Source organism: Pseudomonas sp. MWU13-2105 (assembly GCF_023242315.1).
GTDB lineage: Bacteria > Pseudomonadota > Gammaproteobacteria > Pseudomonadales > Pseudomonadaceae > Aquipseudomonas.
Map to the genome: position 1 here is coordinate 291,338 of NZ_JALLIY010000008.1, position 10,333 is coordinate 301,670.

Annotated in this window: 9 protein-coding genes; 6 read left to right on the forward strand and 3 right to left on the reverse strand. The window is 58.0% G+C overall.

The features are described from left to right. The first annotated feature begins 300 nt into the window (after positions 1–300). Entirely contained in the window at positions 301–603 is a 303-nt protein-coding gene (locus tag M5B96_RS14320) for a chorismate mutase (protein WP_248797306.1), read from the forward strand. A 123-nt stretch (positions 604–726) separates the two neighbouring features. Here the strand turns inward: M5B96_RS14320 and M5B96_RS14325 are convergent, their stop codons facing one another. Continuing rightward, positions 727–2,040 (reverse strand): MFS transporter, encoded by a 1,314-nt coding sequence (locus tag M5B96_RS14325; protein ID WP_248797307.1) that lies wholly within the window; start codon positions 2,038–2,040, stop codon positions 727–729. Positions 2,041–2,601: 561 nt separating this feature from the next. On the opposite strand from M5B96_RS14325, the gene M5B96_RS14330 reads away from it, so the two are divergent. The 4 genes from M5B96_RS14330 to M5B96_RS14345 all read left to right on the forward strand — a co-directional run bounded on the left by M5B96_RS14330 (position 2,602) and on the right by M5B96_RS14345 (position 8,545). Then, positions 2,602–3,855: an OprD family porin gene (locus M5B96_RS14330; RefSeq protein ID WP_248797308.1), complete on the forward strand. Its 1,254-nt coding sequence runs from the start codon at positions 2,602–2,604 to the stop codon at positions 3,853–3,855. A gap of 163 nt (positions 3,856–4,018) precedes the next feature. Further along, positions 4,019–4,846 carry an NAD-dependent epimerase/dehydratase family protein gene (locus tag M5B96_RS14335; RefSeq protein WP_248797309.1) on the forward strand — a complete coding sequence of 276 codons (828 nt, stop codon included), beginning with the start codon at positions 4,019–4,021 and terminating at the stop codon, positions 4,844–4,846. A gap of 47 nt (positions 4,847–4,893) precedes the next feature. After that, positions 4,894–5,781: an SMP-30/gluconolactonase/LRE family protein gene (locus M5B96_RS14340; protein WP_248797310.1), complete on the forward strand. Its 888-nt coding sequence runs from the start codon at positions 4,894–4,896 to the stop codon at positions 5,779–5,781. A gap of 226 nt (positions 5,782–6,007) precedes the next feature. Further along, a complete protein-coding gene (locus tag M5B96_RS14345) occupies positions 6,008–8,545 on the forward strand; it encodes a dermonecrotic toxin domain-containing protein (RefSeq protein WP_248797311.1) in 2,538 nt (845 codons plus the stop codon). Between the two features lie 129 nt (positions 8,546–8,674). On the opposite strand, the gene M5B96_RS14350 is transcribed toward M5B96_RS14345, so the two are convergent. Then, a complete protein-coding gene (locus M5B96_RS14350) occupies positions 8,675–9,601 on the reverse strand; it encodes a Fic family protein (protein WP_248797312.1) in 927 nt (308 codons plus the stop codon). A gap of 18 nt (positions 9,602–9,619) precedes the next feature. Beyond that, on the reverse strand, positions 9,620–9,871 hold the full coding sequence (locus M5B96_RS14355; protein WP_248797313.1) for a hypothetical protein: 252 nt from the start codon (positions 9,869–9,871) through the stop codon (positions 9,620–9,622). A gap of 85 nt (positions 9,872–9,956) precedes the next feature. Here M5B96_RS14355 and M5B96_RS14360 point away from each other — a divergent pair, with 85 nt between their 5' ends. After that, positions 9,957–10,199 (forward strand): fructose-bisphosphate aldolase, encoded by a 243-nt coding sequence (locus M5B96_RS14360; protein ID WP_248797314.1) that lies wholly within the window; start codon positions 9,957–9,959, stop codon positions 10,197–10,199. The last annotated feature ends 134 nt before the right edge of the window (positions 10,200–10,333 follow it).

Below are 10,333 nucleotides of genomic sequence, written 5' to 3' on the forward strand. Positions count from 1 at the left end.
GTTGATTTGAAAATACTGTGTTTTTGTACAGTTGTTTTCAAAATGGATCAAACGATTTTTCAGCATTCCGATTATCGGTATCGAGCCGTCGTGCTCGTGGGGATTGGATCGGTCCCTGTGCGGGCACCGGCCGCGGGACATGCTTTGTCACGGGCTTTCTTTGCTTGGCAAAAACAATGTTGTGTAGGGTGTGTATTTTCGGCTTGATGTGAGTCATGCGCGTGCGTGCCTTACACAACAGGGCTCAAGGCGTGAGCAGGATCAGCCAGAGTGGCTGGCTGAAACAGGAGATAGAACGATATGGCCGTCCGTTGCACATCACTCGAAGAAGTTCGCGAAAACATCGACCGTCTGGATCGGCAGATCGTAACGCTGCTGGCGGAGCGGGGTAGCTATGTCACTGAGGCTGCGCGCTTCAAGAAAGACACTGATGCAGTCAGGGCTCCACAGCGCGTGGAGCAGGTAATCGCCAAGGTGCGTGCATTATCCGTGGAGTACGCCGCCAATCCCGATGTGGTCGAGCTAGTCTACCGGGCCATGATTGCGGCGTTTATCGAGCAGGAGCTGCAAGAGCACGGCAAGGCCCTCCCATCGCTCGCCTAGTCACTCAGCCCCTGGTGGAGGAGGGGCTGTTGGCGGGGGGGGGCGTTGCCGGTCAGGATCGACGGCAGTCGACCTGGCCGGTCTACAAAACCAGGGTGATGCCATCGAAAACAGAACGGACGCTTAGACGCCCGGCATAGATGGACGGGGATTCGATTGAGTCGCTTTACCTGGTTGAGACTCGGGTTCCTGCGTAATTGCCCGAGCAACATTCCAAACCACGATGGCCGCCACGATGTCCAGAATCGCCAGTACCACGAACAGCGGACTGTAGCCGATTTTTGTCACCAGAACGCCGAACACCAGGGTAAAGGCGGCGGCGCCCAGGTAGCCAAACATACCGCCCATGCCCGTGGCCGTGGCCACTTCGTTCTTGCCGAACGAGTCCGAGGTGATGGCATACAGCGCTCCCGACAGGGTTTGGTGGGCGAAGCCGCCGACACACAACAGCGCAATCGCCATGTAAGGGCTGTCTACCAGGCCGATACAGGCCGGACCAATCATGCAGGAGCAGCCGAACACCATCACCAGCTTGCGTGAGGTGAACAGCGACACATTGCAGTAACGATGGAACAGCGGACTCAGGTAACCGCCCAGAACACAGCCGATATCCGCCGCCAGGAAGGGCAACCAGGCGAACATGGCGATTTCCTTGATGTTCATGTGCCGTTCGGTCATCAAGTACAGCGGGATCCAGGCGTTGAACGTCTGCCAGGCGGGCTCCGAGAGAATTCGCGCCGAGGCGATGGCGTAGAAGTTGCGGCTGGTGATGATCGTCTTCCAACTACCTTTTTTCGGCGCGGCCTCTTTGAAGTGCGACTCCTGGCCGGCCAGGATGTAATCACGCTCGGCGTCGTCCATATGCAACTGATCACGCGGGTGCTTGTACAGCAAAAGCCACAGCGCACTCCAGAGGATGCCCAGCCCACCGACGATCAAGAACGCCAATTGCCAACCGCTTTGCAAAATGGCCCAAACCACCAGCGGCGGTGCGAGCAGCGCGCCCACGGATGAACCTATATTGAACCAACCGATGGCGACCGAGCGCTCTTTGGCCGGAAACCATTCGGTGGTGGCCTTGACCCCGGCAGGCAGCCCTGCCGCCTCGGTCAGTCCCAGCACGCCGCGGACGAATGCCAGGCTTTGCCAGCCCGTGGCCAGCGCTGCGGCGGCGCAGGCCGCCGACCAGGCTATGGCGAAAATGGCAAAACCCATTTTGGTGCCAATGGCATCAATGATGTATCCAGCCACTGGCTGCATGAACGCATAGCAGATTTGCCACGCCACCACGATTTGCGAGTACTGCTCGGTGGAAATACTCAACTCACTCATCAGCGTTGGTGCCGCGACCGACAAGGTGTTGCGGGCCAGGTAGTTGACGATCAGCCCGGCGGTCACCAGTCCGACCATCCACCAACGGATGCCTTTGATTTTCATCGTTTCACCTTAATTATTTTTAGATTGGAGGTGTACGTGCTCCGTGCCTGACGGCAGGAGTTGTCCTTGTTTTTTGGAAAATCGAAGCGTTATACGTCGTCGTACAACAAAGCGGTTTATAGCCAGTTCAATTAGGCACTGTCAATCGGAAAAACAACCGCCTCCATCACCGGCACGGTTCAAAACCGTGCGAACTCTCGCCCATGGGACTCGATGCGAAATCGCCACGGTTTGATTTTCAGGCGGTTGACAATGGAGCAGGGATGTTTTAATAATCAAAATACGTTGTACGACAACGTATGTCATAAATAAAAATAAAAAGGAGATACTGATGACGCTTACCTCCCCCCATACCCCTTCTTCTCATTGGCATCCGACAGTCCGCTCGCTCTGTATCGCGCGCTCACGCTCGCAAGCGATTTCGTAAGCCACTTCGCACGCTAATCAGGCACGACTCAACTCCCGTTCAAGTCGCTGTCGTGGCTGCACGCCGTGTTCCGCTCACAGAAGGCTATTCATGGCCCCGCGGAATACGTTCGCTTAACAAGGAGCACAACAATAATGATCATCCGTCCTACTCGACTCACCCCTTCGCTCGCAGTCACAGGCTTGCTCTTTGCCCTCCCGCAGATATGCAGCGCAGAAGGCTTTCTCGACGATGCCCAAGCCGGCCTGAATCTGCGTAACGCCTACTTCAACCGAAACTTCACCAATCCGGCTCATAAGCAGAGCACCGCCGCAGAATGGACACAGAGCTTCATTCTTGATGCGCGCTCAGGCTACACGCCAGGGACGGTCGGTTTCGGGATGGACGTTCTGGGCCTGTATTCGGTCAAGCTGGACGGCGGACGAGGCACCGGCGGTACACAGTTGTTGCCGCTGGACAACGACGGCGAGCCTGCCAGTAACTTCGGTCGACTGGGCGTGGCCGCGAAGGCAAAGATCTCCAAAACGGAGCTGAAGGTTGGCGAATGGATGCCGGTGTTGCCGATCCTGCGCTCGGACGACGGCCGTTCGCTGCCGCAGACCTTTCGTGGCGGCCAGATCACCTCGAAGGAAATCGCGGGCCTGACGCTTTACGGCGGCCAGTTCCAGGACAACAGCCCACGCAACGACTCGAGCATGACCGCCATGTTCATGAACGGTAAGCCGGGCATTACTTCCGATCGCTTCAACTTCCAGGGCGGCGAATACAGCTTCAATGACAATCGCACGATGATCGGAGTGTGGAATGCCCAGCTCAAGGACATCTACAGCCAGCAGTACCTCAATCTGGTGCATAGCCAGCCGCTGGGCGATTGGACCCTGGGCGCCAACCTGGGCTTTTTCTACGGCAAGGACGACGGTAGCGCCAAGGCCGGCGAACTGGAGAACAAGACCTGGTCCGGGCTGTTCTCGGCCAAGTACGGTGGCAACACCTTCTATGTCGGCTTGCAGAAACTCACCGGTAACAGCGCCTGGATGCGCGTCAACGGCACCAGCGGCGGTACCCTGGCCAACGACAGCTACAACTCCAGCTATGACAATGCACAGGAACATTCCTGGCAGCTACGCCACGACTACAACTTCGCTGCCCTCGGAGTGCCGGGACTGACCCTGATGAACCGCTATATCAGCGGCGACAATGTGCACACCGGGACCATCACCGACGGTAAGGAACGGGGGCGTGAGTCCGAGCTGGCGTACACGATACAGAGTGGAACATTCAAGAATCTCAACGTGAGATGGCGTAACTCGACCATTCGCAGCAGCTTCAATATCAACGGTTTCGATGAAAACCGCGTCTTCATCAGCTATCCGATATCCCTGCTCTGATCCGCAAACGATGAGCGCGTGACGCCTCGGCTGCGAGCTACCGGCACCCGAGAGCGTCTTGCCCCTGGGGGACGTTGACAGCTATGAAAATGGCTGTTGATAATCAAATATGTTGTACGACAACACATAATGCAGACCGCAACACGTGAGAGAGCGAGCCCTAATGACTAGCGCAACGACGGAGCATCAACCCTTCAATCGCCTTCTGCTGACGGGGGCCGCCGGAGGACTCGGCAAGGTGCTGCGCCAAAGCCTGCGGCCGTTCACCCGGATATTGCGCCTCTCCGACATTGCCGAAGTGGCACCGGCGCTGGACGCGAGCGAAGAGGTTCAGCTCTGTGATCTTGCTGACAAACAAGCCGTTGACCAATTGGTCAACGGCGTGGATGCCATCCTGCATTTTGGTGGTGTTTCGGTGGAGCGTCCTTTCGAAGAAATACTCGGTGCCAATATCTGCGGCGTATTCCACATCTATGAAGCCGCACGTCGCCACAATGTAAAACGAGTGATTTTCGCCAGTTCCAATCATGTGATCGGTTTCCACAAGCAGGGTCATCGACTGGACGCCCATTCCCCGCGTCGCCCTGACAGCTACTACGGCTTGTCGAAGTGTTACGGCGAAGACATGGCCAGCTTCTATTTCGATCGCTACGGTATCGAGACCGTCAGCATCCGTATCGGCTCTTCGTTCAGCGAGCCGCAAAACCGCCGGATGATGAGCACCTGGTTGAGCTACGGTGACCTGACGCAATTGCTGGAGTGCGCGCTGTACACGCCGAACGTAGGCCATACGGTGGTCTATGGCGTTTCGGACAACCAGAATGTCTGGTGGGACAATGGTTATGCCGCGCACCTGAATTTCAAGGCCCGGGACAGCTCCGAGCCTTTCCGTGGCCAGGTCGAGGCGCTGCCCATGCCGGCGGCAGACGATCCGATCCTGGTCTACCAGGGCGGGGCGTTCGTGACGTTGGGGCCTTTTGGCGATGACTGAGGCTAGTGCAAAAGGCTGCCTGTAACGACCACCTGACTGGAACGGCCATGGATGTTGAACTGATTCTCGACGCCGCTAACGCCACCGGCGAAAGCCCTGTCTGGAGCTGTCGTGAACAAGCGCTGTACTGGGTTGATATTCCCGCCGGGCGCTTGTTTCGCTGGGATCCGGAGAATCGCTCCAGCCAGAGCTGGGAGGCGCCCGAGATGCTCGCCTGCATCGCCGCGTGCCCTGACGGCAGCTGGATTGCCGGCATGGAAAGTGGATTGTTTCGACTCACCGTCAGTCTTGATGACGATCTGCAGTGCAACCGCCTGAGCAGTGTGAGCCATGCCTTGCCGGGCATGCGTTTCAACGATGGTCGTTGTGATCGCCAGGGCCGCTTTTGGGCGGGCACCATGCAGGTCGAACTGACGGCGGGGGCAATGGCTGGTGCGCTTTATCGCTATGACGGCGGGCAAAGTAGCCTATCGGGCCCTCGGCTTGACGGCTTCGTGGTCCCCAACGGCTTGGCCTTCAGTCCCGACGGCAAGGTGATGTATTTGTCCGACTCCCATGCGTCGGTACAACTCATCTGGGCGTTCGATTACGACATCGATAGCGGCACCCCGTACAACCGGCGCATCTTTGTCGACATGAACCAGTATCCAGGTCGGCCGGACGGCGCGGCCATCGACAGCGACGGTTGTTATTGGATATGTGCCAACGATGCCGGGATGATTCATCGCTTTACTCCCCAAGGCCAGCTGGAACGCTCCATTACCTTGCCAGTGAAGAAACCGACCATGTGTGCCTTCGGTGGCCGCAACATGGAAACCCTGTTCGTCACCTCGATCCGTCCGGCTGGCGATCTGAGTGACCAGCCGCTGGCGGGCGGTGTTTTTGCTGTCCAGCCGGGTGTTCGCGGGTTGGCGGAGGCGTTGTTCGGCGGATAGTCCCTCGCCACTGCATAGACCTTGAACCGCACGCCATGGGACTTGTGCCAGCCACTTTATCGCTCCCGTGGCGTTATTCTTTTACCGCTGTTTCCCGACAGCTATCCAGCATAGTCCGGATGTTCGGTCACAGACACAACAGGTATTGCGGTTGTGCGTGGCCTTGATTGAAGCCCGTTCATTGTGCCGACGGGCTTGATCGTAATTGCAAGCATCCGGGAGAGATATGAACGAGGTTTTAATTCCTGCACCAGACGTTGAGCACGTCGGGCTCGTAGCCGGGCTGCAAGCCAATCCGCAACTGGATCAATTTGTCCGCGAGCGCGGTGTGCTGTTGCCCGATCCCGCCAAAGTCGCCACAAGCCTGATTCGTCAGCATGCCCAGTCGCAGTGGCAGTTGGATCTCGATCCCGAAAAGACCTTGCTGGTCAATCTGCACTATCGCCGACAGGGCAATGTCGGGACCCTCGGCCAGGTGGTTTACCAGCAGACGCTGACCCAGGCCATGCTCTCCAACTATCAGGAGGGTAATCATTTCTTGCAACGCCTGTTGCCAGGGCGTTTCGAGTTGGCACCGCCGATCACACCGGTCGAAAAACTCCCCGAAGTCCAGCTCAATCCGTTGGATGTCGACTACCTGAAGACACACTACATCGACTACCGCGGTATTTATCGACGTGTGACGCCGCAGCACTATGGCCCCGACACGCAGCTCGATATCAATCCACGGGATTTCCAGCAGTTTGTCTGGGATACGGATTTCTACAATCTTTACACCCCTGGGCAAGATGCCTATTGGCGTGAGCATGGGCAGGATTATCGCGATTTACTCAAGTGCGCATTGCTCAAGGCTGCGGACTTGCAGTGGTATGAAGGTTCGCTGAAGTGGGAGGATCGCAATCTGGTCTGGCGTGCGGCCGGGCTCAATCACTGGCAGTGCTGGCATGAACTGAGTGTCGCGCAGATACAGGCGGCGTCGGTGCCCGGAGCTTATTGCGAGGTTGCCCTCCTGGCGATCTACGGGTACGCCGCCACCGACCTGGTGCTGTTTTGCGATCGAGCGTTCGGGCGGGTCGTGCTGTATGTCCCGGGCAACGCTTCGCCCCTGCACGGCTTCGCCGAAATCGGCTTGATGAAGGCGTGGCTCGCGCGCCAGGTCAGGATTCCGGCGTTGCGCCAGAAGTTGGCCAGTCATTTCGAACTGAGTGATCGTCCCGACGGCCTGTCCTACAGCGGACTGGAGACGGCTCTGGTCGGTTTGTCCAAGTACCCCAAGTTGCACATGTTGCCCTACGACCGCCCGGGGTTCACGGCCTCGGGCGTGTGGGACCCGCAACAATATGTCGGCACAAGCCCGATCATCACTGGCGATCCTTTCGAACATCTGCGTGACTTGCAGCGTCGTCGCGCGGTGCGTGATATCGACCTGATCGTCCGCAGCGATGCCAGTGTCGTCAAGACCCTCTGGCGTCACTGTCTCGAGTCCGTGGCGAATGCCGCGGGGGCACTTGCGTTGGCCTGTCCCGAATTCGAGCTGGTGGCCGGGTTGCTCGGTTTGGCTGAGGCGGGAATGGGCCTGGAGCAGGTGGTCGAGGCTCATTCCACGGACGAGCGAGCGGCCGGGATGACGCGGGTTTTCTTCGGTTTGCTCAATGCCGCGCCGCTGGCCGCGCGGGCGAAGCTGCCCGAGGTGTTCGCGCAGCCCTTGCCGGATCAGGCCGGGATGTCGCCGACAACGCCTGTCGAGCCGCTGCCGGAGCGCGCCCCTCCAGTCGCAACGCTGCCAGAGCCGCCACAATCCGCCGCGATTGAGGTGGCCCTGGTCAATCGCCTGCGTCCGGGTCAGGCGCGGATTATCCGTTCGCATGCCGTGGGCAATGTCTCGCTCAAGGGGCTCAAACCCAATGCCGAGGGGATTTATCAGGTCGGCGAACAGGGCTTCTATATTCGCTATACCGATCCCGAGGGGTATTCGGGGATCTATGAGATACGCAGCGATTTCAAACTGCGCGACGGTATCGTGCAGGTGATCGACCCACAGACTCGCAAACCTGTCGGACTCACCCTGCAGCGCGGAAAAGCCCTGGGGCTGCAGGGCGCGGGGCTCAATCCACACTGGGATCCGGAGTGGGAAATCTACCTGAGCGGGGCGGGTCCGCAGCATTCGCCTGCGGTGGCTGGGCCGTCAGATGCCGCACTGTCCGAGCCGCCGTCGCCGCAGAGCTCAGTCGACTCGCCGGCCTCCGATTCGGGCAGCGTGAGTTCCGGCGATGACTACGAGGTCTATGACGACAGTGAGTTGCTACGTGACAATCCGTTCAAATCCCAGGTGATTCTGCCGCCGGGTGGCCACTTCAATAGCCGCGGCATGATCCAGCGAGCGGATTTCACTGAGTTGTTCCGGGTCGAGAAAAAAATGCGTGTCGAGCGCCGTGGCGATCCGCTGGATTATGGCTTCAGGGCCTCGAATTTCTTTGGTGGAGTTCCGAAGATGCTCGATGGGGAGGTGTTGATCGTCTCCCGAACCCGCGCCGGAGCGCAGGCCTATGGGCGTTCCGAGTTCGGTTTTGGCGAATACCAGTGTTACCGGATCGACGCCCGGGGGCTGCCCGCCGTCTCCTATGGGGAAAATCTGCAGTACAACGCGCAGTTCACTCGTTTACGGCAGTCGGCCGAGGATGATATCCAGGGCGCCTTGACCTTTGACGAGGTCCATGTGTCCAACGCTGCCCTGGATCACAGGCGTATTACCTACGCGGGCTGAAGGTCCGTCGTGTCAATACGGTCGGTGTGGATTCCGCTTGCCTGGCGATATGTCCGGTGCGGGACTCGCCGGCCTTATCGCCCCAGGGCGTTGGACAATGGGGCTGAAATATTTCAAGGTCTTGAGCGCTTACGCACCGACCATTCGTTGATGCAAATCAGGGAACAGAAGTTGTGCAAACCAGATGGGCAAACCGGGATACAGGTCACGGGCTTTGGGGCTCTGGCTCTCTACAAGGCCCAGCTTCACGAGCGCGGTGAGTTGATCGCTTGCCACCCGATCACTGAGGCCGGTGAACACTTTGAAGTCAGCACGACTGACGGCTCCTTGGGTCAGCAGTATCTGCAGCGCTCGGGCTGACTCCGGCTTCAACCCGACCTTCAGGAGGCGTGGGTCCCATTTGAATATGATCTCCAGGCGCCCTTTCAGGTGAGTAATATTCAATGCCCGTTCTGTATAGCGCATCTGATCCAGGCAGGTCTCCAGCATGAACCCGATGAACTCGAATAACCCGGCTTGAGTGAGTTGTCCTCGCCCATCAAGGTCACCCCGTCGGGGTTTGTCTGCATTGGCAAGATAGGCGTAATAGGCTTGCTGCTGTCGCGCCAGCCCCCTTGAAAGGGACCAAAGCGGTGATGCCAGGCCGAGCTTATGCAGTTGCAGGTGAGTAATCAGCCTTACGCTGCGTCCGTTACCGTCCACGAAAGGATGAACCCAGGCCAGCCGGTGATGATAGGCCATGGTGGCAAGCAAGCGGCTGCGGGCATCGGGGAGTCGTCCGTAGACTTGTTGCATCCGCACCCGCATGGAGGTGACCGCGTTGCTGGCTGGGGCTGTGTGATTTCCCACCAGAACATCCTGTTGAGCTTCGTCGCGCAGTTGCCCGGGTACCAGCAATCGGCCCTTACTCAGGTGCAACTGTTCCTGGTCGACACCGTCAAAAAGGCGCTTGTGTATGCGCGCTATGAACTTCGGATCAAAGAGGGTCGGCCAGGGAGATTCAGGATAAATCTTGAGTGCTCGCTCAAAAGCTTCCTGGGCACCGATATGGGTCATCGCCAGTTCTGACAGTTCTTAACGGTTGCGCTTCGGTGATGAAGGTGCCAGCGTCATGGGCTCGGTAAACTGGCCTTCGATCAGGTTGCTGTAAAAACTATTGGTTACCCGCAGGAGTCCGCCGACACGGATAGCTGTCTCTGGAGGGATCATTCCGGTCAGTTTTCCTGCCAGGAATGGTACCTCTTCAGCCAGTTTCAGAATTTCAGCCGGAAAGGTCGGCATGAGAGGCTCAAGCCAGTGATTTCCTGTGACTAACTCGGTCGACATTTTGACTCCAGTCGCGGATTTTTTTGCGGATTTTTTCTGATGGAAAATCAGCGTCGGGATTCTCTTTTCTGATCGATATCCTGCATTGCACGAGGTTCTCTACATCGACCGCAATGCACCATTGGTTGATCTGCATGCCTGCGTCAGCGAGCGCATGCGGGCGGTCAACAAGTTGAAGACCTTGTTCACCTGTAGCCGACTGAGCGATAGCGATCCACGGGGCCTGGGCAATATCGCCGCGATCTCACGGCTGTTGTTACAGGACGCCAGTGACGTATTCGACGTGATCGAAACACGAGGGCTGGAAGCAAAACACATGGCTTCATAACGCAGTGATCAGGCGCAAACAAAAAAGCCCTGAACAGGTTCAGGGCTTTTCGGTATTCCAGTCTATTCACCCAAGGTGAACAGCAGCATCAATCCCAGCTCAATGCACCGCCAGTCTGATACTCGATCACACGG